This window comes from Alcaligenes sp. AB3 (assembly GCF_031844565.1).
In the GTDB taxonomy this organism is placed as follows: domain Bacteria; phylum Pseudomonadota; class Gammaproteobacteria; order Burkholderiales; family Burkholderiaceae_B; genus Alcaligenes; species Alcaligenes faecalis.
Map to the genome: position 1 here is coordinate 197986 of NZ_JAUZVM010000001.1, position 22836 is coordinate 220821.

Here is a 22836-nt window from a genome sequence, read left to right on the forward strand (position 1 = left end):
GGTTTATTTGCTGTTTTGTCACATAAGAACGTTAAGGTAAAAGTGTCAGTAGCGGCCGATGTTCGGAAAACTCATCCGCAACATTTTGTATGGCCGCCTTTTCCCAGCGCAGGCCGAAGTTTTAGGGGGTAATGCGCTAATACGTGCTCCGATGGTGTTTGGCCTTGTTTTGCAAGCCTTGATGATTCCGGACAAAACGAGCCCATTGCATCTCCCGGCAGTGCGAGGCGACGAGTACACTTGGGGTTTCAGTTCTCTGTTGTCCATACTCACGAGGTATCTATGCTGAAAGGTAAAAAAGCGGTCGTAACAGGATCGACCAGTGGTATCGGTCTGGCCATGGCCACCGAGTTGGCCAAAGCTGGTGCAGATGTGGTGATCAATGGTTTTGGTCAGCCTGAAGACATCGAGCGCGAGCGCAGCACGCTGGAGTCCAAGTTTGGTGTCAAAGCCTATTATCTGAATGCAGACCTGAGCGATGCACAGGCCACGCGTGACTTTATTGCCAAGGCGGCAGAGGCCCTGGGTGGTCTGGATATTCTGGTCAATAATGCCGGTATTCAGCACACCGCGCCTATTGAAGAGTTCCCGGTTGATAAATGGAACGCCATCATTGCCTTGAACCTGTCGGCCGTATTCCACGGCACCGCGGCGGCCTTGCCCATCATGCAAAAGCAGGGCTGGGGACGCATCATCAATATCGCCTCGGCCCACGGTCTGGTGGCCTCGGTGAATAAGTCCGCTTATGTGGCTGCCAAGCATGGTGTGGTGGGTCTGACCAAAGTGACCGCGCTGGAAAATGCCGGCAAGGGGATTACGTGCAACGCAATCTGCCCAGGCTGGGTACGTACTCCCTTGGTGGAAAAACAGATTGAAGCTATCAGCCAGCAAAAAGGGATTGATATTGAAGCCGCCGCTCGCGAGTTGCTGGCTGAAAAACAGCCCTCCCTGCAATTCGTGACTCCCGAGCAATTGGGTGGTGCTGCTGTGTTCCTGTCCTCTGCCGCTGCAGATCAAATGACAGGTACGACGCTAAGCCTGGATGGTGGCTGGACAGCACGCTAATCGCTGTCAGAGCGTATTGTGTAGATAACAGATAAAGAGCTTGGCCCTTTATCTGTTTGGATTGAAAGGATATAGGCGCATGTTGTTATTGCTCTCGCCAGCGAAAAAGCTGGATTACGATTCCCTTGTACGCACGGAGCTGGAGACTCAGCCGCTGTTTGTGGAGCAGGCGCAAGGCTTGATTGATATTTTGCGCACTCAGTCCGAAGAGGATATTGCTGGCTTGATGAAGCTGAGCGACGATCTGGCGCGTTTGAATGTGCAGCGTTACCAGGAGTGGGAGCCCAAGTTTGACCGTTCCAATGCGCGTCAGGCCATTCTGGCGTTCAATGGCGATGTGTATGAAGGCATGGCTGCCACGGATCTGTCGGACAAGGAATTGAAGTGGGCCCAGGATCACATTGTGATTCTTAGTGGCTTGTATGGAGCGTTGCGGCCTTTGGATTTGATGCGTCCCTACCGTCTGGAAATGGGGACTCGCTTGAAGAACCCCGGTGGTGCGAATTTGTATGCGTACTGGGGCAGTCGTATTGCCAATTACCTGAACGAGCGTCAGGAAGGCGAAACCAAGCCCGTTGTCTTGAACCTGGCCTCCGAAGAGTATTTCAAGGCGGTGGATCAGAAAGCCCTGCGCGCCCGTGTGGTGCAGTGTGTATTCCAGGACGAGAAAAACGGTGTGTGGAAGATCATCAGTTTCTACGCCAAGAAAGCCCGTGGCTTGATGGCCCGCTTTGTTATCGACAAGCGGGTTCAAACGGTGGAGGGCTTGAAGGCGTTTGATCGCGAAGGCTATGTGTTTCAGCCCGAGCTGTCCAGCAAGGACAAGCTGGTGTTCCGTCGTTCAGAACAGGATGCCAAGGCTAAATAAGCATTTAGCGGTATTGCTTGCGCCGTAGGGCAGCTTTTTTAGCTGATCTGCGGTCTTGCAGATAGGAAAAGGAAAGGCAAGGCCATGTATTGCGCCTTGCCTTTTTGTTTTTGGTGCTGCGACCAGATGCGGGCTTGGCGCCCTATGTTCTTGTGCCTTGTGCTTTTGTTTATTTGGCCCTGACAGCGAGTTCCCTGTGTAAGCGGGACATGGTCATCAAGCCCCTTGCTGTTTTAGCTCCTGCTTACGCTCCGGTGGCAACTGCGGGCCAGCGCTGTATTCCAGCCCTCTCATATCCTGGCGAATCAACTGGGCTGCCTTGCTCATTTGACGGATTGGATAGGCCAGCATCGCCAGTTCGCCTTCCGTTTCGATGGAGGCGGGCGGGTCTGCATCCTGATCGTTGATCAGTGCGCCAATCGCATCCAGAGAGTTCTGTATGCCTGGTGGAATCTGGCTCAAATTAGCCAGAAGCGGGGCCGCGGCGCTGATCTGCGAGGCCAGCACATGGTTCTGAATCAGCAGATTGTTCAGCAGGGACACATTGGCTTGTCGGCTGACAGGTTCATCCATCATGCGATAAAAGGCCGAGGCAAAGTTGCTGAAGGCAATGTGCACGTTCTTGTTCGCCACCTGCCAGGCGGTATCGGCTTCCATCAAGTCCAGATCCACTTGTTCTTTCTGGGCCTCTGTCATCGTGGACTCGCCATCTTGACCGCTCTTGAGGCTCTGGTTGTGCAGACGACTTAAACGAGCGAACTCCAGACCGGCACGCCAGAACTCTTTGTTGGCGGCCAAGGCGGCACGAGCCAGGCCTGTCATGGCGCTGGACTCCCAGTTGGGCAGCAGGTAACTGGCGGCCATGGCGATGCCGCAACCAATCAGCGTATCTACCAACCGCTCTCCAATAATGAAGGAGCCGCCTGTGGACAGGAACTGGAAGGACAGGATCACAAAGATCGTGTTGAACAGGGCCGATAGCAGGAAGTTCAGCTGAACCAGGCTGTTGCCCAGGAGGTAGGCCAGCAGCATGGCAATCAGATACAGCTCGCGGTTGTCCGTCAGCTTCAGGAGCAGGAAGGCCGCCCCGCAGCCCAGTACCGTGCCAAAAAGACGCCAGCCATTGCGTTGGCGGGTGATGGCAAAGCCCGGTTTCATGATCACCAGAATTGTCAGGATGATCCAGTAACTGTGAGCTGTCAGGGCACTGACCAGACCCAGTTCGCTTTGGAAGTGAGCGCTAAGTGCACCAACTCCCAGGGCCACGATGGAGGCGATGCTGACGCGTGCTGCATAGCGGAAGTGCGAGGACTTCAGCTTGAGATTACTGGTCAGCATGCCCAGACGCAGCTCTTCGCGCGACAGCATGCGGCTGAGTGATTTGTTCAGGTACTGATCGACTGGAAGATTCTGGCTGGCTCGGTGTGACAGGCTGGCCATGCTGTCGACGATCCGGTTCAGGTTGCGCATGCGGCGCAGCACCTGGACTAACAGGGCGTACGTTTCCGGGTCGGATTGAGACATGCCCTGACGTTTGTACTTCTCCAGCTCGTATTCCATGGCGCGGATTTCCGCTTTGACACTGGAGCGACGGGTTGTGCGAGCGCTGCGCGAAACATTCATGGCGATGCGGCCAATATCCAGCGACAGCTTGTGCAAGCCGTCACGCGCAAAAACCATGAAATCGCTGTCGGAAAGCTGGCGGCGCAGTACGGTGTAGTCGGTGTAGGTGGCCACCAGCGAGTCCAGAATGCTGACCATGTTCAGAAAGATGGTCAGCAACGCCTTGCGGTGATGATCTCCCCGCCCATAACCGCGCGGCAGTTCGCGTAGCACCACGTCGCGAGCGGCCTGGTGCTTTTCGGTCATATTGGATTGAAGATTGATCAGCCGTCGATAGCAGGCGTCCAGGTCCGAGGTGGAGTCATAAAACTGTGAGCGCGCCTCCATGTACTCCGCTGTGGCAAACAAAGCCACCGCCAGTGTCTGGCGCTCTTCCCGATACCAGAACAGGCGTCGGAACAGGGTGCTGAACAAGTAGTAGGACAGGCCACCGGCAAAGGAATATAGCGTGTGCGCCAGTACCTCGTGAGGCTCCATGGGAAAGCGCATCGTCAAGGTCATCAGCAGCAGGGCGGCAAAGCCGATCAGCCCGCCACGACGGCCAAAGACGGAGAACATGCTGTACAGAAAGCACAGAAACGGCACGCACAGGACCAGCAGCAGGGGAGAGCTGGAGGCCAGACCTGTCAGACCGACGGTGACGGTGCCAAGGGCAATACCGCCCAGCATTTCATTGTTGCGGTAGCGGCGTGGGCCGCCGGGCTGGTCAATGATGGCAACACAGGTAGCCCCCATGGACGCGATGACGCCAATGTCATAGTGACCGAAGAAGCGGCCCAAAATAATGACCGGCAACAGCACGCCGATGGACTGGCGCAGTCCACCGAAAAAATAGTGGCTATACAGGAATTGTTTTAATTGTGGGATGGGCGATGCCATAAAATACCCGGACAGCTCTTCATAGGTAGACAGTATATCGTTTTACGTATGCAAGCTTTAAGCCTGTTTTTTTGCACTTTACCAACAATCACAGTTGCTCGCTTTGAGCAGTCAAGGTAAAGTAACCAGGTGTTTTTGCTCCTTATCCGAGCAAATTGTAGCGAGGCACTGTTAACCGGGCCATCCGCCCGGTTTTTTGCGCCTATAAACTTTGTTGCTGGCCGCGTCACAAGCGTGGGATGCCAGGACTTCCGTTTCAAGCTAACGCATACGTTTTTGTATGCACGCACTGAGTGTCGAAGAGTGCAGGCCGGACGGTAATGTGTCTGGGTGGTGTGGTCCTGTGGGCCATGAAGCGCCAGATCATGTTGCTGACATCGGTTCAAGCTCGGACCGTCGTGGTCAGTCGATATTGCAGGGCAAGACTGAAAGGAAAACTCATGTCTGAATTAAATGGCGCAGATATTGTCGTGCGCACGCTCGCGGACGAAGGCGTGGAACACGTTTTCGGTTACCCGGGTGGTGCTGTTCTCTATATCTACGACGCAATCTTCAAGCAGGACCGCTTTCAGCACATTCTTGTGCGTCATGAACAGGCCGCTGTTCATGCTGCGGATGCCTACTCCCGTTCGTCCCAGAAAGTTGGCGTGGCACTGGTAACCAGTGGCCCGGGCGTCACCAATGCCGTTACCGGTATTGCGACCGCTTACCTGGACTCCATTCCGATGGTCATCATCAGTGGGCAGGTCAGCACCCAGGCAATTGGCGAAGATGCTTTCCAGGAATGTGATGCCATCGGTATCACCCGTCCCTGCGTCAAGCACAACTTCCTGGTGCGCGATGTTCGTGATTTGGCCGATACCATTCGCAAGGCATTTTTCATTGCCACGACAGGCCGTCCCGGTCCCGTGCTGATTGATATCCCCAAAGATATTACGACTGCAACGTGCAAATACACGCCCAAGCGTGGCGAGGTCAAGATGCGCTCCTACGCGCCTGTGACCAAAGGCCACCAGGGGCAGATCAAGAAAGCCGTCCAGATTCTCAATAGCGCCGAGCGCCCACTGATTTACGTTGGTGGTGGCGTGGTGCTGGGTAATGCAGAAAACGAGCTCAACGAGCTGGTCAAGTTAAGTGGTGCTCCTTGTACTACCACCTTGATGGGCCTGGGTGCGTATCCTGGTACCGCTGATCAATATATCGGCATGCCCGGCATGCACGGTACCTACGAAGCCAATATGACCATGCAAAACTGCGATGTCCTGATCGCAGTTGGCGCACGCTTTGACGATCGTGTGATCGGTAACACCCGTCATTTCAGCCAGAACCCACGCAAGATCATCCATATTGATATTGATCCTTCCGTGATTTCCAAGCGCGTGAAAGTTGATGTGCCCATCGTGGGCTGCGTCAAGGACGTGCTGGTCGAGTTCAATGAGCTGTATGCGCAAAGCCGTCAGGAATCGCAGAACCAGCCTTCCTTGAACGACTGGTGGAAACAGATCAATGTCTGGCGTGGCAAGAACTCCTTGGCCTACGCCAAGTCGGACGAACTGATCAAGCCGCAATTTGTGGTGGAATCCCTGTGGGAAGTGACAGGCGGCAACGCTTTCGTGACGTCCGACGTGGGTCAGCACCAGATGTGGGCGGCTCAGTACTACAAATTCAATAAGCCTCGTCGCTGGATCAATTCCGGTGGCCTGGGCACGATGGGCGTGGGCTTGCCTTACGCAATGGGTGTGCAAATGGCCAACCCTGGCCAGGATGTTGCCGTCATCACTGGCGAAGGCTCCATTCAGATGAACATCCAGGAACTGTCTACGTGTAAACAGTACCGCTTGAGCCCCAAGGTTCTTTGCCTGAACAATCGTTATTTGGGCATGGTGCGCCAGTGGCAGCAAATCGACTACGGCTCGCGTTATTCCGAGTCCTACGTGGATGCACTGCCTGACTTTGTCAAACTGGTGGAAAGCTATGGTCACGTGGGCCTGGAGATCGACAAGCCAGCCGATGTGGTCCCCGCTATTCGCGAAGCCTTCACCACGCACAAAGACCGCCTGGTATTTCTGAACTTCATCACGGACCAAACCGAAAACGTGTTCCCGATGGTGAAAGCAGGCCGCGGCCTGACAGAAATGCTCTTGGGCCCGGACGATCTGTAAGGAGAGAATCATGAAACACGTCATTTCTATCCTTCTGGAAAACGAGCCCGGCGCACTGTCCCGTGTGGTCGGCCTGTTTTCGGCCCGTGGCTATAACATCGAGACCTTGACGGTTGCTCCAACCGAGGACGACACCCTGTCTCGCATGACTATCGTTACCCGAGGGGCGGACGACGTCATCGAGCAGATCACCAAGCACTTGAACCGTCTGGTTGACGTGGTCAAGGTGGTGGATCTGTCCGAAGGCCCTCACATCGAGCGTGAACTCATGCTGATCAAAGTGCGGGCGGTGGGCAAGGAACGTGAAGAGATGAAGCGCATGGCGGATATTTTCCGTGGTCGCATCATTGATGTTACGGACAAGACATACACCATCGAACTGACCGGTGTTCAAGACAAAATTGCTGCTTTCATCAATGCGCTGGATCGTACGGCCATTCTTGAAACAGTGCGCACCGGGGTCTCTGGTGTCAGCCGTGGCGAACGTGTCTTAAAGCTGTAAGCCAAGGCTTTTTCAGGACATAATTACCGCTTTTATTCAAGGAGCTGCTTTTCAAGGCGGCTCCTTATAAAGGGTAAACACGGCCTGACGCTGTGTAGACCGCGGTGGCCCTGTTCTGGAAGTAATGAGTCAAGGTCTTTTTTGTGCCGCTGCTGCATGAGCGGCCATTCTCGAATTGCTGTTTAAGCGAAATTATTAAATTTGGAGCACCTGAAATGAAAGTTTTCTACGACAAGGATTGTGATCTTTCCCTGATCAAAGGCAAGACTGTTGCCATCATCGGTTACGGCTCGCAAGGCCACGCCCACGCCCTGAACCTGCACGAGTCCGGCGTGAACGTGGTTGTTGGTCTGCGCAAAGGCGGCGCCTCCTGGAGCAAAGCCGAGAACGCTGGCCTGAAAGTTCAGGAAGTGGCTGAAGCCGTCAAGAGCGCTGATGTCGTCATGATCTTGTTGCCTGACGAAAACATTGCTGAGGTTTACCGCAACCAGGTTGCTGAAAACATCAAGCCCGGCGCCGCTCTGGCATTTGCCCACGGCTTTAACGTTCACTACGGCCAAGTTGTGCCACGTGACGATATCGACGTCATCATGATTGCTCCTAAGGCTCCTGGTCACACTGTGCGTGGCACCTACAGCCAGGGTGGCGGCGTTCCTCACCTGATCGCTGTTTACCAGGACAAGACCGGCGCTGCTCGCGACGTGGCCCTGTCTTACGCATCCGCTAACGGCGGTGGCCGTGCCGGTATCATCGAAACCAACTTCCGCGAAGAAACCGAAACCGACTTGTTCGGCGAACAGGCTGTTCTGTGCGGTGGTGCCGTTGAGCTGATCAAGGCTGGTTTCGACACGCTGGTTGAAGCTGGTTACGCTCCTGAAATGGCTTACTTCGAGTGCTTGCACGAACTGAAGCTGATCGTGGACCTGATCTACGAAGGCGGTATCGCTAACATGAACTACTCGATCTCCAACAACGCCGAATACGGCGAATACGAGACCGGTCCGAAGATTGTTACCGATGAAACCCGCAAAGCCATGCGTCAGTGCCTGGAAGACATCCAGACTGGTGTGTACGCCAAGAACTTCATCCTGGAAAACGCCGCTGGCGCTCCTACTCTGATCTCGCGTCGTCGTATCAACGCTGAATCGCAGATCGAGCAAGTGGGTAGCAAGCTGCGCTCCATGATGCCTTGGATCGCCGCTAACAAGCTGGTCGACAAGTCCAAGAACTAAGTTTGATATCGGGACGGTTCCATAAGCTGTCCTGGTCTTGAACCTGAACCGGCTGACGTCTTGCGGCGTCAGCCGGTTTTTTATTGCTGCAAGAATTTGGCCTTCAGCGCCGCCTCTGCTTGGGCTAAAGAAAAGCTTGGAAGCGCCTTCTACTCGTCTTATAGCCGTATTGGTGAGGGCGCGATAAAATGCAGTGCTTGATTTGACCATCGTGCCCCTGTCGGGGTGGTGCGCAAGCGAGTTCGATAAAATCCACTATTTATCCGCGAACTCCCTGGCCGCAGGCCCCTTGGCCGTTTCTGTTCGCTCTGGCTTATATTTGCTGGAATTATTCGCACTCTGTAGCCTTGTGGACAATGCTACATTTGAGTGTTCAGTCCTTAGCAACAACTCTTAAAGCATAAATTATGCCCAATTTGCTCAATGATGAAACCCGTCGTCGGCGTAGCATCTATCTTCTGCCCAACGCCTTTACGACCGCCAATCTGTTCGCGGGGTTTTATGCCGTTGTGCAGGCCATGAATGGCCGTTTTGAAGCGGCAGCCATCGCCATTTTCCTGGCACTGGTATTTGACGGTATGGACGGGCGGGTGGCTCGTTTGACCAATACCCAGTCTGCTTTTGGCGAGCAGTATGACTCCATGGCAGACATGATTTCCTTTGGCGCGGCGCCTGCGCTGGTCATGTACGTCTGGGCCATGCAGGGGCTGGGGCGTTGGGGCTGGTTGGCCTCCTTTATCTACGTAGCGGGTGGGGCACTGCGCCTGGCTCGTTTCAATACCAATATTGAAGTGGTCGACAAGCGCTTTTTCCAGGGCTTGCCCAGTCCGGCAGCCGCTGCGCTGGTGGCCGGCTTTGTCTGGCTGGCGGTGGACAACAAGTTGTCCTTGCAAGTGAACGTGATTCCCTGGGTTGCCTTCGGTTTGACCATTTATGCCGGCCTGGCCATGGTCTCCAATGCACCGTTCTATAGCGGCAAGTCCTTTGCGATCAGCCGTAGCGTGCCGTTCTGGGCCATGCTGCTCTTCGTGCTGGTCTTTGTGTTTGTATCTACCGATCCACCTGTTTTCCTGTTTGGGCTGTTCTGCCTGTACGGTTTGTCGGGCTGGTTCGTCATGGCCTGGCGCTGGCGTCGTGCCCGTGCCTTGGCGCGACTTCGGCGTGGAAACAACTAAAATACCCGGCTTGGGCGGGCTTTCAGGCCGAAATGCTTAACGCCTCGCCCGGTTTTTCGTTATAATCGTTTGCTTGCACTTGGCCCAGTGGGCCCAGTGCACTCAATCTCATTTTCAACACGTTAGGGCACCTCGGTCCTAACGCAAGTCTTAGAGGCTAAATAAAATGGCAGTTGCAGATATCAAAAAAGTCGATATCGTTTCCGAGTTTCAGCGTAAACAAGGCGATACAGGCTCCCCAGAAGTGCAAGTGGCTTTGCTGACCGCTCGCATCAACGAATTGACCGGCCACTTCAAGGCTCACAACAAGGATCACCACTCCCGTCGTGGTCTGTTGCGCATGGTTAGCCGTCGTCGCAAATTGCTGGATTACCTGAAAGGTCGTAATCCAGACGCTTACCGTGCTTTGATCGAAAAACTCGGTCTGCGTAAGTGATACCGGGGCTGGCTCCCCGCTAAACAACCGTGCATTCGGCGAACTGGTTTCGCTGTGTGCACGGTTTTTTTATTGTAAGGATTCTCCTAATGTTCAATAAAGTCACCAAGTCTTTCCAGTACGGCGAACATACCGTCGTTCTGGAAACCGGCGAAATCGCACGTCAGGCGTCAGGTGCCGTGCTGGTTTCGATTGAAGACACTGTTGTGTTGGCCACTGTTGTTGGCAAAAGCGAAGCGAAAGCAGGTCAGGACTTCTTCCCTCTGACCGTTGATTACGTCGAAAAAACCTACTCCGCTGGCAAGATCCCTGGTGGTTTCTTCAAGCGTGAAGGCCGCCAGTCCGAGCGCGAGATCCTGATCTCCCGCCTGATCGACCGTCCACTGCGTCCTCTGTTCCCTGAAGGCTTCTACAACGAAGTTCAGGTCATCATTCACACGGTATCGGTCAATCCTGAAATTGATCCTGATATCGCTGCCATGATCGGCGCTTCGGCTGCTCTGGCTATCTCCGGCATTCCTTTCAATGGTCCTGTGGGCGCTGCTCGCGTGGGTTACGTTGATGGCCAGTACGTACTGAACCCATCCGCTACTCAGCTGAAATCTTCGGCTCTGGATCTGGTTGTGGCCGGTACCGAACAAGCAGTGCTGATGGTTGAGTCCGAAGCCAAGCAATTGTCTGAAGAAGTCATGCTGGGTGGTGTGGTGTTTGCTCACGAGCAAATGCAAGCGGCCATCAACTGCATTCACGAACTGGTTGAAGAAGCCGGCAAGCCCGAGTGGAACTGGCAGCCTGCCGCTGTTAACGAAAGCTTGCTGGCTGCGGTAACCGCCGCTGCTGAGGAAGGTCTGACTCAGGCCTACCAGACTCGCGAAAAACAGGCTCGTACCGAACAGGTGCGTGCTGTCTATGCTCAAGTTAAAGAAACGGTCAAGGCTCAAGCAGAGGCCGCCGGTCAGGATCAGCCTGATATGGTTGCCGTTGAAAACATGATGTTCGACCTGGAAAGCAAGATTGTGCGTTCGCGCATCTTGAGCGGCGAATCCCGTATTGACGGTCGCGATACCCGCACCGTGCGTCCTATCAGCATTCGTCTGGGCGTTCTGCCCCGTGCTCACGGTAGCGCCTTGTTCACACGTGGCGAAACTCAGGCTTTGGTGGTGACCACCCTGGGTACCAAGCAAGACGAGCAGATCATTGACTCGATCATGGGCGAGTACCGCGATCGCTTCATGATGCACTACAACATGCCTCCGTTCGCCACAGGCGAAGCCGGCCGTTTCGGCGCTCCCAAGCGTCGTGAAATCGGTCACGGTCGTCTGGCCAAGCGTGCTTTGACTCCTTTGCTGCCTGCCGCTGAAGATTTCCAGTACTCCATCCGTGTGGTGTCCGAGATCACTGAGTCCAACGGTTCCTCCTCCATGGCATCGGTGTGCGGTGGCTCGCTGTCCATGATGGACGCTGGTGTGCCTGTGCAAGATCACGTGGCCGGTGTGGCCATGGGTCTGATCAAGGAAGGCAACAAGTTTGCTGTGCTGACCGACATTCTGGGTGACGAAGATCACCTGGGCGATATGGACTTCAAGGTTGCCGGTACCGAGAAAGGTATCACTGCCTTGCAGATGGATATCAAGATCCAGGGCATCACCAAGGAAATCATGCAGGTTGCATTGGCCCAGGCTCACGAAGGCCGTATGCACATCCTGGGCAAGATGAAAGAATCCATCGACGGTTCCCGTACCGAGATGTCCGAATTTGCGCCTCGCATGCTGACCGTGAAGATCAACCCCGAGAAGATTCGTGACGTGATTGGTAAGGGTGGTGCAACCATCCGCGCCCTGACCGAAGAAACCGGTACACAGATCGATATTTCGGATGATGGCACCATCACGATCGCCAGCGCCGATCTGGACAAGGCTCGCGAAGCCGAGCGTCGTATTAAAGAACTGACCGCTGAAGTGGAAGTGGGTCAGGAATACGAAGGCCCAGTGATGCGTTTGCTGGACTTTGGCGCGATTGTGCAAGTGCTGCCAGGACGTGACGGCTTGCTGCATATCTCCGAGATTGCTAACTACCGTATCGCCAACATCAATGACGTGCTGAAAGTAGGTCAGGTTGTTAAGGTCAAGGTCATTGAAGCTGACGAGAAAGGTCGTCTGCGTCTGTCGATCAAGGCTATTGGTGGTATCGAAGCTCAAGGCGGCCCAGCTGCTCCTGCTGCTTCCTGATAGCGCTTGTAGTCTGCTTGAAGAAAAACCCGCTGCAAGGCGGGTTTTTTGCGTTTGGCATTGCCCGGGGTTGGAGGGGACTGGTTTGAATGCGCCTTGTTTAAACGTTGTACATTCTGACTAAAGCCTTGGTCTTCCGTGCTTTAGAGGAAATCTGTCATGGGCTCTGGTAGCGCTTGTCTTGGGTTTGCAGGGCTTTATTAAGCGCTGTCTGGATGTCGAAATCATAAAATCTATAAACAGAGAGTGATGCGATGTCATGCTGATCCAAGTTTGAGTTGTCGCTTGGGTGGGTACTGGCCGAGGATGATCAAAAGCTGATGCAGGAGACAGTCAATGATGGGGATAAACAGGCTATTCAGGTGCTTGTGTGCTGTGATGCTAGTGGGGTCTACGGGGAGCGTTGGAGCTAATGAAGTCGCGGATATGATCTTTCTGGACGCGAAGATCTATACCGCTAATACCAATTCCCCTGATGCCGAGGCGATGGCCGTGAGCCAGGGCCGAATTCTGGCCGTAGGCAAGAGCGAACAGATCTTGCACTATCAGGGACCGAGCACTCGCATGCTAAGCCTTGAGGGTCGACGCGTTATGCCTGGCCTGATTGATGCGCACTCCCACGCTATTTTTGCGGGCCTGGCTGCCTTGGCGCCAAACCTGGAGGATCAAGAGCTCAGTCCGCTTGAGCTCGCTCAGCAATTGCAAACCTGGCTGGCGGAAAAAGAGTCCGGACCAGATGTGCCTATGGTGGTGTTTGGGGTGAATCCTGCGGTGTGGTCTGCGCCCGAGTCATTGAGCGCTTTGCTGGATGCAGGGGCTTGGCAGCATCAGACTGTGTTGCTGATGGGGGCTGACTATCATACGGCCTGGGCGAATCAGGCAATGCGTGAAAAGGCGGGAATTGACGCTGCTTACGTGCAGTCATTGCCTGCGAAGTCTCGACACACCATCGGTGTGGCCAGTAATGGCCAGCCCGATGGGGTGTTGGTGGATGCTGGACTGGATAAGGTGACGGTGATCTTGCCCAAACCAGCTGAAAAGCAGTTACTGGCAGCTGCAAAAATCGCTGTTGAAACCAATAATCGCTATGGCATTACGGCCTGGATGGACCCGGCGGCCAACGCCGGGCCGGGGGAGGCTTTGTTTTCTCGACCTCTTGGCAGTGTTGGAGAGGGCATATTGCCGGCTTACCGGGTTTTATCAGAAGCGGGTTTATTAACTGCTCATGTTGCTGCCTTGCTGGTGGCCAGTCCGGAGAGTGATGCTGCGGATCTGGAGCGGCTTGATAGTGTCCGAAAGCGCTTTGCGCACATCCCTAACCTGAGTTTGCCAGGTATCAAGGTGTTTGCTGATGGGGTGCTGGAGTATCCGGCTCAAAGCGCAGCCTTGCTGGGCCGTTATGAAAACTCTGGCAAGCAGGGCGAGCTGCTGCTGGAGCAGCGCAAAATGACGCAGCTGGTTGATGCTATTGATCAGCGTGGCTTGCTGGTGCATATCCACGCCTTGGGTGACAGAGCTGTGCGTGTATCTTTGGATGCTATTGAGTCGGCGCGCAAAAAGCGTAGCAGTGGTGTACCGCATTCCATTACGCATCTGCAGTTGGTAAGCCCGGCTGATTATCCCCGCTTTAAACAGCTCGATGTGATGGCTGTCATGCAGTTGCACTGGGCCGAGCTTGATAACTATCTGCTTGATCTGGTCAAGCCTTATATTCCTGATTCGGAGTTTCAGGGTCAGTATCCAGCTCGGTCGCTGCAGCAGCATGGAGCGGTGATTGTGGGTGCCAGTGATTGGCCTATTTCTACGGCGAATCCGTGGGAAGCCATGCATCATGCAATGACACGCTCTGGGCCGGATGGCGGTTTGAATGCAGGCGAGCGTATGGATAAAGACAGTATGTTCAGGGCCTATACCATCAACGCGGCCAGGGCGATCCGAATGGAGAGGGAAATTGGCTCTCTGGAGGTGGGTAAGCAGGCGGACTTTATTGTGCTGGATCGCGATGTGCTGGAGGTAGATGTAGAGGCTTTGAAAGACACTCAGGTTCTGGCGACTTACTTTGCCGGTCGGCAGGTCTACGGCGCAGCTCCGTAGAAGGAGCCTGGCAGTGTTTTTCTGATTGACAGGGTTTGAGCAGGCAGTGTGTATGCCGTATGCAGCTTGTATAGCGGCAGATGGCTACTGCCCCATTCGATGGTTGGGGGAACAAAAAAAGCCCACTACGCATAGTGGGCTTTTTGTCGCCTGATTTTTGCTGCAAAACCAACGCAGGTTTGGGCAAATTCAAGGCTTATGTATCAGTGCAGACCGCTTCAGGTCTATGGTGCATCCAGCCGGAATCGAACCGGCACGATCAAAGATCGAGGGATTTTAAGTCCCTTGCGTCTACCAATTCCGCCATGGATGCAGCGGGAGATGATGGCGGAAGCGGTGAGATTCGAACTCACGGATGGGTTACCCCATCGCCGGTTTTCAAGACCGGTCCATTCAACCGCTCTGGCACGCTTCCTGTCTGTTGGGCTTTTCTTCCTGACAAGTCACATGCGCAAAAAAGCACGGAGGCCAGGAAAGCCTTAAAGTGTAACGTATAAATTTGCCAGCGTCATCGAAATAATCTGTTTTCATGGCTGGAATAGAGCGTTGATGCCAGTGCCTGTGATAGATTGCAGCAGGTAAGGCGGCTGCTTATGGTTTGTGCTTGCAGCCGCGCTGGAAAAATAGTCTAGATATCAGGGAGTAGGTATGCGAGCTGTTGAAATTACCGAGTTTGGAAAGCCGGACGTGTTGCGAGTGGGCGAGCGGCCCATGCCACAAACAGGTCCTGGTGAGGTGCTGGTCAAGGTGCTGGCGGCGGGCGTGAACCGTCCAGACGTCTTGCAACGAGCAGGCGCTTACCCGCCACCGGCTGGTGCCTCTGATATTCCCGGTCTGGAACTGGCCGGTGAAATCGTATCGGGCGATGTGCAGGGCAGTGAGTTCAAGATTGGTGACCAGGTCTGTGCGTTGGTCACTGGGGGGGGCTATGCCGAATATTGTGTGGTGCCAGTACAGCAGTGCTTGCCTATTCCTGCGGGTTTCAGCTTGCTGGAAGCGGCGGGCCTGCCAGAAACCTTCTTCACTGTCTGGAGCAATGTGTTCGACCGTGGTCAGTTGAGCAAGGGTGAAACCCTGCTGGTTCATGGTGGTGCAAGCGGAATTGGAACAACAGCGATTCAGCTGGCGGTGGCTTTAGGGCATACGGTATATGCCACGGCCGGCAGTGATGAGCGCGTGGAGGCCATCAATCGCTTGGGCGGGATTGGCATCAACTACAAAACCGAAGTTTACGAAGACGTCATCAAAAGCAAAACAGACGGTCGTGGGGTTGATGTGATTCTGGATATGGTCTCTGGTGACTATATCAACCGGGATTTGACGTGCCTGGCTGATGACGGTCGTATCGTCATTATTGCTTTGCTGGGTGGGGTGAAGGCCACGATTAATTGTGGTGAGATTCTGCGTCGTCGTCTGACTATTACCGGCTCAACCTTGCGTTCTCGTTCTGTAGAGTTCAAGGCGCAACTGGCGCAGGCGCTGAAAGCGCGAGTCTGGCCTTTGCTGGAAGCAGGGCAGGTGCGTCCCTTGATTCATGCCACTTTCCCTCTGGAAAAAGCCAATGAAGCGCACGCCATGATGGAGGCGGGTGAGCAGGTGGGCAAGATCATTCTTGTTCCTTAAAAACAGCAAGGGGTGGCGTAGCCACCCTTTTTCTTGCGGCACTGAAACGAATTTTCTGCCAAATATGCGCGAAACGGAGTAGCTCGCGCTACAATAGCCGGTTAGCTGCGCCTTGATTGTGGGCGTTGGTGTAATTTTTGACTGGCATCAAGGGAGCAATGAGCGTACATTCTTCGCGTAAACGACTGGTTGCGGGTAATTGGAAATTAAATGGCTCGCTTGATGGCAACAGCCGTCTGCTGCAAGAACTGCTCGTTCAGCCTGAGGCGCAGGCAGATTGTGATGTGCTTGTATGCGTTCCTTATGTGTATTTGCCCCAGGTGGCAGATATCTTGAAAGAGTCGGCCATTGCGGTCGGTGCTCAAGATGTCAGTGTCCACGCCAAGGGTGCATACACTGGGGAAGTCTCGGCTGCAATGCTGGCTGATATCGGCTGTCGCTGGGTGATTGTCGGGCATTCCGAACGCCGTCAGTATCATCAGGAAAGCAGTGCTCAGGTCGCCGCCAAAGTGGTTGCGGCGCTCAATGCAGGCTTGACGCCTATTGTCTGTATTGGCGAGCAGTTGGCCGATCGCGAGGCTGGGCAGGAAGCCTGTGTGGTGCAAGATCAGCTTGAGCCCATCAAGGCTCTTGGGGCGGAAGTGGTATCCAAGCTGGTCCTGGCGTATGAGCCGGTCTGGGCAATTGGTACAGGACTGACGGCAACGCCGGAGCAAGCGCAGCAAATGCATCAGCAGATTCGTGCCTACATGGAATCGGATCAGGTGCGTATTTTGTACGGTGGCAGTGTGAAAGCGGATAATGCCGCAGAGCTGTTTGCCATGCCGGATATTGATGGTGCCTTGGTGGGTGGTGCATCTTTGGATGCGCAAGAATTTTTACGTATTGTGGCCGCTTAAAGGGTCTGGAGTCTTTAAATGCAAGATTGGATGTCTTCCGTTCTGATGGCGGTGCAGGTTATCTCCTCGCTGTTGATTATTGGTCTGGTTCTGCTGCAGCAAGGCAAGGGCGCTGATATGGGCTCGGCCTTTGGTGGCGGCTCGGCAGGGAGTGTGTTTGGTGCGGCAGGTGCGGCAAACTTTTTGTCGCGCATGACCAAGTGGGCGGCAATTGTCTTTTTCGTGTCTACCGGTGGTTTGGCTTGGGTTGCTCACCATCCTGCACAGAAAGTGGATGCGGGCGTGATGCAAGGCTACGAATCTTCCGTGCCTGGCGCAGCTCCATCGGGTGCCGCTTCGGTTCCGGCTCCTGACGCCTCTGTGCCAGCTGCTGTGCCTTCGGCAACTCCAGAGCAAAGCGCTCCAGCGGTTCCTGCTGCTGAGTAAGTTCGATCTGTTTGGGATTTCAATGTTGCTCTATATATAGAAGGCAACAAAGATCACAAGCAGGATTGGAAAGTACGATATCAAAGCCCGCCCCTAATGGCGGGCTTTGTTCATCTTGCGGTGTTTGTGTGGAATATGCCTGAGAACGAGCTTTTTTAGCTGTTTTGGCCTGTTTTGTACTGACAGCCTTACTTTGGTCATGCTAATATCGCTGTCTTGATTGCTTGCCGACGTGGTGGAATTGGTAGACACGCTATCTTGAGGGGGTAGTGGCGAAAGCTGTACGAGTTCGAGTCTCGTCGTCGGCACCAAACAAAAAGCTCTGTGATGGCAGAGCATGGAAACAAAACCTGAACCTGAAAAGGGCAGGTTTTTTTTTCGTCGATTTTTGGCTGTTGTGACTTTTCGCTTTAGGTGCTGGCGCTGCGATCTCCGAGCCTGTTTTTTGCTGGGTTGGGAGACGGATGAATCGGGTCAGTTCATGTTGAATTTGATGTTCGAGTAAATTCTCATAATGTGAGAATCTATTAAGCCATTTGTGTGGTCAATTTAGGCTCTCAATATGAAATGGGCGGCTTTTCTATCGGTTTAAAGCGTAATTTGGCTTTTAGCCTTGTTTGCGGGAAACCAGTATTGGCGACCGATTGCCAGGAATACTTAAAGCAAGTTCTTAAGAAGATTGTGGCTTTAGCCTGCTAATTGTCGTGCTGGCTCAAAGTGGCTTTGAAAGCCGCTGTAAGTGGGTTTTTGTTGTGTATAGCCAACAAGCTGTGCACAAAGATTCACGTTTCCGAAGGGTTTCGTAGTCAAGCGACGGGAATTTTGATGCAATAGCGTTAACTTCCCATCGCGGAGTTAGAAAGAGCAGCAGCACTGTTGTAGTTGGGCTGCTCTGATTTACTCAAATCTACGGAGATTTCTTACATGAAAAAGACTCTGCTCGCTGCTGCTCTGATGGCCGGCTTCGCTGGCGTCGCACACGCAGAAACGTCTGTCACCCTGTACGGTATTCTGGACGGTGGTATCGGTTACCAAAAAGTTAAAGGTTCCGAGGGTTATGTTACCAACGGTACACAAACTGAAATCAACTCCAAGCGCACTGGCCTGATCAGTGGTATCCAATCTGGCAACCGCTGGGGTCTGAAGGGTTCCGAAGATCTGGGTGACGGCCTGCGCGCTGTATTCGTTCTGGAAAGCGGTTTCAACCTGGCTGACGGTAAGTCGGCTCAAGGTGGTCGTTTGTTCGGTCGTCAAGCTACCCTGGGTCTGGCTGGTGACAGCTGGGGTCAACTGGACTTCGGTCGTCAAACAAACATCGCTTCCAAGTACCTGAGCGCTGTTGCTGATCCTTTCGGCGGTGGCTTTGACCAAGCTAACATCGGTGGCGCTTTCACGGCTGCTAACACCGTTCGTTACGACAACATGGTCATGTATCAAACCCCTAACTTCTCCGGCTTCCAGTTCGGCGTCGGTTACTCGTTCAATGCTAACGGTAGCCAATACTGGGACAAGGATCTGCCAGCTGCTAACGGCGGTACAGTTAACGCTAAAGACCTGAACAAGCAAGCTATCACTACTGGTCTGCGTTATGCTAACGGTCCTATCGGCGTTGCTCTGACTTATGACCAAGTCCGTGACCGTGGTGTGCGTGATGCTGGCAACGGCCTCTACGCTCAAGGCGAAGACACCACCATCAAATCCTGGAACATCGGTGGTAGCTACGACTTCGAAGTTGTGAAAGCTTACTTGGCTTTCGGTCAGACTCGTAACGGCCTGTTTGAAGGTCAAACCTTCGGCGAGCTGAACCAGCAAGCTTTGCTGGGTAAAGGTCTGAAAGTTAACTCCTACCTGGTCGGTCTGTCCGCTCCTGTTGGTGCTGGCACCGTGATGGGTTCTTGGACTATGGCTGATCCAACAAGCCCACCAGATTCGTTCTACCGCTCCTACGCGAACGACTCTTGGGAGTTGAAGAAGCAGCACACTTTCAGCCTGGGTTACAGCCACCCACTGAGCAAGCGCACGAACGTGTACGCAATTGGCTCTTACGTCAAGAACGTATACTTCATGCCTGACGCTAAGTCGACTCTGATCGGCGTTGGTCTGCGTCACCAGTTCTAATCGTTTTGCGTAGCATGTCTACGCATCGCGATAAGCGGGTCTTTGGACTTGCTTGAGCTGAAGAGAAAAAGCCATCCTTCGGGATGGCTTTTTTATTACTTGTTGTTTGGGGTGCTCAAGCTCAAGTCAGTCTGTTCGGATTGTGGGTCTTGTGCTGTTTTGTTGCTGTTGTTTATGGAATTGTTGGTATGTGCTCGCTGGTGCTCTAAATGATTGCGCGGGTTTCTTGAGTGTCGTCTGTGGTGCTTGTCCTGCTGCGCTGTAGAACCCGGATCGGTTGTGTGCTGTGCCTGTCTATCTACTGTTCCGACTGCTCGGTCTTGTTTGTCTTGCTTACAAAATAAGCACGAAAAATCGTTTTCCTGGCTTCCCTGGCTGACATTTTCCTTACAAAAGCGGGTAAGATAAGTAATTGATGCCTGAAATCGCAACCCTTAATAAAGTAAATAATCAATAGTTGAAGGGTTTTTGGTCAGGTAGCTGACAGTTTTTGCGGCATGGGTGCAACACCCGTGCATAGATGTAATGGTTTGGGGTTATCCCCCAAAACTGTGCTCTCAAAATGCTACAATCCAAGAGTTTATTTACTGCGATTGGATGCTTTGCATGAACCTGCAAGAGTACTTTCCCGTTTTGCTATTTATCATCGTCGCCACTGGGATTGGCCTGGCTCTACTTTTAGTCGGTCGAGTGCTTGGTCCAAACCGACCCGATGCTGAAAAGCTCTCTCCTTACGAATGCGGTTTTGAGGCATTCGGCGATTCGCGCATGAAGGTGGACATTCGTTACTACCTGATCGCGATTCTGTTCATCATGTTCGATCTGGAAATCGCCTTCCTGTTTCCCTGGGCCATGGCCAATGGAACTGTAGGTCTGGTTGGTTTCTGGACCGTTATGGCGTTCCTGGCCGTTTTGACGGTCGGTTTTATCTACGAATGGAAAAAAGGCGCTCTGGACTGGGAGTAACCCATCCATAGAGAACCCTGCCAGGGGTTTTCGCGTCTGCTGCTGGGCATAAGGGGCACGAGGATGCGTCTTGATGACAGCGGGTTTGGTCAGCAACAGGATAGGCCGGGGCTTCCCAGGGTCTGATCCGGCAAAAGGCAACTACTATGGCTATCGACGGCATTCTCAAAGAAGGTTTTGTGACGACCAGTGCAGACAAGTTTCTGAACTGGGCAAAAACAGGGTCCATGTGGCCCATGACATTTGGTCTGGCCTGTTGTGCAGTGGAAATGATGCACGCTGGTGCGGCTCGTTATGACCTGGACCAATTTGGCATTATTTTCCGTCCCAGCCCACGTCAATCTGACTTGATGATTGTGGCGGGCACCCTGTGCAACAAGATGGCACCTGCCTTGCGCAAGGTATACGACCAGATGGCCGAGCCACGTTGGGTTGTATCCATGGGCTCCTGTGCCAATGGTGGCGGCTACTACCACTACTCCTATTCGGTTGTGCGCGGCTGTGACCGCATCGTGCCGGTAGACGTGTACGTGCCGGGCTGTCCTCCAACCGCTGAAGCTCTGGTTTATGGCTTGCTGCAAATGCAGAACAAGATCCGTTTGACCAATACCATCGCACGCTGAACGGTTAGAACAGGCTAAACAAGACTATGACACGGCTAGAAACTTTAAAAACCAATTTGCTCTCTATCCTTGGCGAGCAGGCTGCGTTGACGCAAGCGCGCAATGAACTCACTTTGGAAGTGCCGGTTGATGCATGGCTCGATACCTGCACACTGCTGCGTGACCACGCTGATCTGCGCTTTGAGACCTGTATCGACTTGTGCGGGATTGATTATTCCGCCTGGAAAGCGCCTACCTATCAGGCTGCATCGGCTCAGTTTCCCCATCGCTTTGCCGTTGTGCTGCACCTGATGTCCTTGAAGCACAACTGGCGCCTGCGTGTGCGCTGCTTTGTGCCCAACGACGATTTCCCCGCTTTGCCAACCCTGTTCGAGGTCTGGCCTTCGGTGAACTGGTTCGAGCGCGAAGCGTTTGACCTGTACGGCATTATTTTCGAGAACCACCCTGATCTGCGTCGCATCCTGACCGACTACGGTTTCATCGGTCATCCGTTCCGCAAAGACTTCCCCATCTCCGGCTACGTCGAAATGCGCTATGACACCGAGCAGAAGCGGGTCATTTACCAGCCCGTCACCATCGAGCCGCGTGAAATCACGCCACGAGTGGTGCGCGAGGACGATTACGGAATTGGGCGATAAGCATCATGGCAGAAATTCAAAACTACACCCTGAACTTTGGTCCTCAGCACCCAGCCGCACACGGTGTGTTGCGTTTGGTGCTTGAGCTGGACGGCGAAGTCATTCAGCGTGCTGACCCCCATATTGGTCTGTTGCACCGCGCCACTGAAAAACTGGCCGAGCACCGCACTTTCCTGCAAACCCTGCCATACATGGATCGTCTGGACTATGTGTCCATGATGGTTAACGAACACGCCTACTGTATGGCTGTGGAACGTCTGGTCGGGGTTGAGGTTCCTTTGCGTGCTCAATACATCCGCGTCATGTTTGACGAGATCACCCGCATCCTGAACCACCTGATGTCCGTGGGTTCGCATGCGCTGGACGTGGGTGCCATGGCCGTGTTCCTGTACGCCTTCCGTGAGCGTGAAGACCTGATGGACTGCTACGAAGCGGTCTCCGGTGCCCGTTTGCACGCGGCCTACTACCGTCCAGGTGGCGTTTACCGCGATCTGCCCGGCACCATGCCACAGTACAAGGCCAACAAGTACCGCTCCGACAAGGAACTGAAAGCCATGAACGAAGCGCGTTCAGGCTCCTTGCTGGATTTCATCGAAGACTTCACCAATCGTTTCCCCGCTTGTGTCGACGAGTATGAAACCTTGCTGACCGATAACCGTATCTGGAAGCAGCGTTTGGTGGGTGTGGGCGTGGTCGATCCCGATCGTGCCAAGGCGCTGGGCTTTACCGGCCCCATGCTGCGTGGTTCGGGCGTGGAGTGGGATCTGCGCAAGATGCAGCCCTACGAAGTCTACGATCGCGTTGAGTTTGATATTCCTGTGGGCCGTAACGGTGACTCTTACGACCGTTACCTGGTTCGTATCGCAGAAATGCGCGAGAGCAACCGCATCATCCGTCAGTGTGTACAGTGGCTGCGCAACAACCCCGGTCCTGTCATTACGGATAACCACAAAGTGGCGCCGCCATCGCGCGAACGCATGAAAACCGGGATGGAGGACTTGATCCACCATTTCAAACTGTTCTCCGAAGGTATGCACGTGCCTACTGGCGAAGTGTATGCCGGTGTGGAGCATCCCAAGGGCGAGTTTGGCATTTATCTGGTATCTGACGGCGGTAACAAGCCTTACCGCATGAAGATCCGTGCTCCGGGCTTCGTCCACTTGCAGGCCCTCGATGAAATGAGCCGCGGTCACATGATTGCCGACGCGGTCACTATCATCGGCACGCAGGACATTGTGTTTGGCGAGATCGACCGCTAAGGTCGCGCCTGGAAAAACGG

Annotated in this window: 18 protein-coding genes and 3 tRNA genes; 18 read left to right on the forward strand and 3 right to left on the reverse strand. The window is 53.9% G+C overall.

What is annotated here, in order from left to right; genetic code table 11:
• Positions 1–282 precede the first annotated feature (282 nt).
• Together Q9R35_RS00955 and yaaA are read left to right on the forward strand one after the other, a co-directional pair.
• On the forward strand, positions 283–1065 hold the full coding sequence (locus Q9R35_RS00955) for a 3-hydroxybutyrate dehydrogenase (RefSeq protein WP_042488285.1): 783 nt from the start codon (positions 283–285) through the stop codon (positions 1063–1065).
• A gap of 79 nt (positions 1066–1144) precedes the next feature.
• Positions 1145–1933: a peroxide stress protein YaaA gene (yaaA, locus tag Q9R35_RS00960; protein WP_311219233.1), complete on the forward strand. Its 789-nt coding sequence runs from the start codon at positions 1145–1147 to the stop codon at positions 1931–1933.
• A 216-nt stretch (positions 1934–2149) separates the two neighbouring features.
• Here the strand turns inward: yaaA and Q9R35_RS00965 are convergent, their stop codons facing one another.
• Positions 2150–4435, reverse strand: coding sequence for an FUSC family membrane protein (locus Q9R35_RS00965; RefSeq protein WP_045930256.1), 2286 nt, complete (start codon positions 4433–4435; stop codon positions 2150–2152).
• 440 nt (positions 4436–4875) lie between these two features.
• Between Q9R35_RS00965 and ilvB the strand changes: the two genes are divergently transcribed.
• The 7 genes from ilvB to Q9R35_RS01000 all read left to right on the forward strand — a co-directional run bounded on the left by ilvB (position 4876) and on the right by Q9R35_RS01000 (position 14264).
• Positions 4876–6597, forward strand: a complete 1722-nt coding sequence (gene ilvB / locus Q9R35_RS00970) for a biosynthetic-type acetolactate synthase large subunit (RefSeq protein WP_042488265.1) — start codon at positions 4876–4878, stop codon at positions 6595–6597.
• Between the two features lie 10 nt (positions 6598–6607).
• Positions 6608–7099: an acetolactate synthase small subunit gene (gene ilvN / locus Q9R35_RS00975; protein WP_003801075.1), complete on the forward strand. Its 492-nt coding sequence runs from the start codon at positions 6608–6610 to the stop codon at positions 7097–7099.
• Positions 7100–7314: 215 nt separating this feature from the next.
• Positions 7315–8331: a ketol-acid reductoisomerase gene (gene ilvC, locus Q9R35_RS00980; protein WP_009456705.1), complete on the forward strand. Its 1017-nt coding sequence runs from the start codon at positions 7315–7317 to the stop codon at positions 8329–8331.
• A 407-nt stretch (positions 8332–8738) separates the two neighbouring features.
• Complete coding sequence (pssA, locus tag Q9R35_RS00985) at positions 8739–9506, forward strand: CDP-diacylglycerol--serine O-phosphatidyltransferase (RefSeq protein WP_026483198.1); 768 nt, start codon at positions 8739–8741, stop codon at positions 9504–9506.
• A 166-nt stretch (positions 9507–9672) separates the two neighbouring features.
• Positions 9673–9942 carry a 30S ribosomal protein S15 gene (gene rpsO / locus Q9R35_RS00990; protein WP_003801068.1) on the forward strand — a complete coding sequence of 90 codons (270 nt, stop codon included), beginning with the start codon at positions 9673–9675 and terminating at the stop codon, positions 9940–9942.
• Between the two features lie 89 nt (positions 9943–10031).
• On the forward strand, positions 10032–12170 hold the full coding sequence (gene pnp / locus Q9R35_RS00995) for a polyribonucleotide nucleotidyltransferase (RefSeq protein ID WP_042488262.1): 2139 nt from the start codon (positions 10032–10034) through the stop codon (positions 12168–12170).
• 426 nt (positions 12171–12596) lie between these two features.
• Positions 12597–14264, forward strand: a complete 1668-nt coding sequence (locus Q9R35_RS01000; protein WP_311219234.1) for an amidohydrolase — start codon at positions 12597–12599, stop codon at positions 14262–14264.
• Positions 14265–14491: 227 nt separating this feature from the next.
• Here the strand turns inward: Q9R35_RS01000 and Q9R35_RS01005 are convergent.
• Both Q9R35_RS01005 and Q9R35_RS01010 read right to left on the reverse strand, forming a co-directional pair.
• Positions 14492–14577: transfer RNA gene (locus Q9R35_RS01005), tRNA-Leu, on the reverse strand.
• A 12-nt stretch (positions 14578–14589) separates the two neighbouring features.
• Positions 14590–14679, reverse strand: a tRNA-Ser gene (locus Q9R35_RS01010).
• A gap of 233 nt (positions 14680–14912) precedes the next feature.
• Between Q9R35_RS01010 and Q9R35_RS01015 the strand changes: the two genes are divergently transcribed.
• From Q9R35_RS01015 to Q9R35_RS01055, 9 genes are all read left to right on the forward strand, one after another.
• Entirely contained in the window at positions 14913–15887 is a 975-nt protein-coding gene (locus Q9R35_RS01015) for an NAD(P)H-quinone oxidoreductase (protein ID WP_311219235.1), read from the forward strand.
• A gap of 158 nt (positions 15888–16045) precedes the next feature.
• Positions 16046–16786, forward strand: coding sequence for a triose-phosphate isomerase (gene tpiA / locus Q9R35_RS01020; protein ID WP_311219236.1), 741 nt, complete (start codon positions 16046–16048; stop codon positions 16784–16786).
• An 18-nt stretch (positions 16787–16804) separates the two neighbouring features.
• A complete protein-coding gene (gene secG, locus Q9R35_RS01025) occupies positions 16805–17212 on the forward strand; it encodes a preprotein translocase subunit SecG (RefSeq protein ID WP_009456694.1) in 408 nt (135 codons plus the stop codon).
• 226 nt (positions 17213–17438) lie between these two features.
• Positions 17439–17523: transfer RNA gene (locus tag Q9R35_RS01030), tRNA-Leu, on the forward strand.
• A gap of 613 nt (positions 17524–18136) precedes the next feature.
• On the forward strand, positions 18137–19330 hold the full coding sequence (locus tag Q9R35_RS01035; protein ID WP_063693011.1) for a porin: 1194 nt from the start codon (positions 18137–18139) through the stop codon (positions 19328–19330).
• A gap of 606 nt (positions 19331–19936) precedes the next feature.
• Positions 19937–20296 (forward strand): NADH-quinone oxidoreductase subunit A, encoded by a 360-nt coding sequence (locus tag Q9R35_RS01040; protein ID WP_003801061.1) that lies wholly within the window; start codon positions 19937–19939, stop codon positions 20294–20296.
• A 146-nt stretch (positions 20297–20442) separates the two neighbouring features.
• Positions 20443–20919: an NADH-quinone oxidoreductase subunit B family protein gene (locus Q9R35_RS01045; RefSeq protein WP_003801059.1), complete on the forward strand. Its 477-nt coding sequence runs from the start codon at positions 20443–20445 to the stop codon at positions 20917–20919.
• A gap of 26 nt (positions 20920–20945) precedes the next feature.
• Complete coding sequence (locus tag Q9R35_RS01050; protein WP_042482529.1) at positions 20946–21557, forward strand: NADH-quinone oxidoreductase subunit C; 612 nt, start codon at positions 20946–20948, stop codon at positions 21555–21557.
• A gap of 5 nt (positions 21558–21562) precedes the next feature.
• The gene (locus Q9R35_RS01055) at positions 21563–22816 is read left to right on the forward strand and encodes an NADH-quinone oxidoreductase subunit D (RefSeq protein WP_003801056.1); all 1254 of its coding nucleotides are present in this window, start codon (positions 21563–21565) and stop codon (positions 22814–22816) included.
• The last annotated feature ends 20 nt before the right edge of the window (positions 22817–22836 follow it).

Excerpts from the sequence above, each read along its gene's own strand:
- pssA (WP_026483198.1), top strand. The coding sequence starts at position 8,739 with ATGCCCAATTTGCTCAATGATGAAACCCGTCGTCGGCGTAGCATCTAT.
- Q9R35_RS01055 (WP_003801056.1), top strand. The coding sequence starts at position 21,563 with ATGGCAGAAATTCAAAACTACACCCTGAACTTTGGTCCTCAGCACCCA.
- Q9R35_RS00955 (WP_042488285.1), top strand. The coding sequence starts at position 283 with ATGCTGAAAGGTAAAAAAGCGGTCGTAACAGGATCGACCAGTGGTATC.
- ilvB (WP_042488265.1), top strand. The coding sequence starts at position 4,876 with ATGTCTGAATTAAATGGCGCAGATATTGTCGTGCGCACGCTCGCGGAC.
- yaaA (WP_311219233.1), top strand. The coding sequence starts at position 1,145 with ATGTTGTTATTGCTCTCGCCAGCGAAAAAGCTGGATTACGATTCCCTT.
- secG (WP_009456694.1), top strand. The coding sequence starts at position 16,805 with ATGCAAGATTGGATGTCTTCCGTTCTGATGGCGGTGCAGGTTATCTCC.
- Q9R35_RS01050 (WP_042482529.1), top strand. The coding sequence starts at position 20,946 with ATGACACGGCTAGAAACTTTAAAAACCAATTTGCTCTCTATCCTTGGC.
- tpiA (WP_311219236.1), top strand. The coding sequence starts at position 16,046 with ATGAGCGTACATTCTTCGCGTAAACGACTGGTTGCGGGTAATTGGAAA.
- rpsO (WP_003801068.1), top strand. The coding sequence starts at position 9,673 with ATGGCAGTTGCAGATATCAAAAAAGTCGATATCGTTTCCGAGTTTCAG.
- ilvC (WP_009456705.1), top strand. The coding sequence starts at position 7,315 with ATGAAAGTTTTCTACGACAAGGATTGTGATCTTTCCCTGATCAAAGGC.
- Q9R35_RS01045 (WP_003801059.1), top strand. The coding sequence starts at position 20,443 with ATGGCTATCGACGGCATTCTCAAAGAAGGTTTTGTGACGACCAGTGCA.
- pnp (WP_042488262.1), top strand. The coding sequence starts at position 10,032 with ATGTTCAATAAAGTCACCAAGTCTTTCCAGTACGGCGAACATACCGTC.
- ilvN (WP_003801075.1), top strand. The coding sequence starts at position 6,608 with ATGAAACACGTCATTTCTATCCTTCTGGAAAACGAGCCCGGCGCACTG.
- Q9R35_RS01015 (WP_311219235.1), top strand. The coding sequence starts at position 14,913 with ATGCGAGCTGTTGAAATTACCGAGTTTGGAAAGCCGGACGTGTTGCGA.
- Q9R35_RS00965 (WP_045930256.1), bottom strand. The coding sequence starts at position 4,435 with ATGGCATCGCCCATCCCACAATTAAAACAATTCCTGTATAGCCACTAT.
- Q9R35_RS01035 (WP_063693011.1), top strand. The coding sequence starts at position 18,137 with ATGAAAAAGACTCTGCTCGCTGCTGCTCTGATGGCCGGCTTCGCTGGC.
- Q9R35_RS01000 (WP_311219234.1), top strand. The coding sequence starts at position 12,597 with ATGATCTTTCTGGACGCGAAGATCTATACCGCTAATACCAATTCCCCT.
- Q9R35_RS01040 (WP_003801061.1), top strand. The coding sequence starts at position 19,937 with ATGAACCTGCAAGAGTACTTTCCCGTTTTGCTATTTATCATCGTCGCC.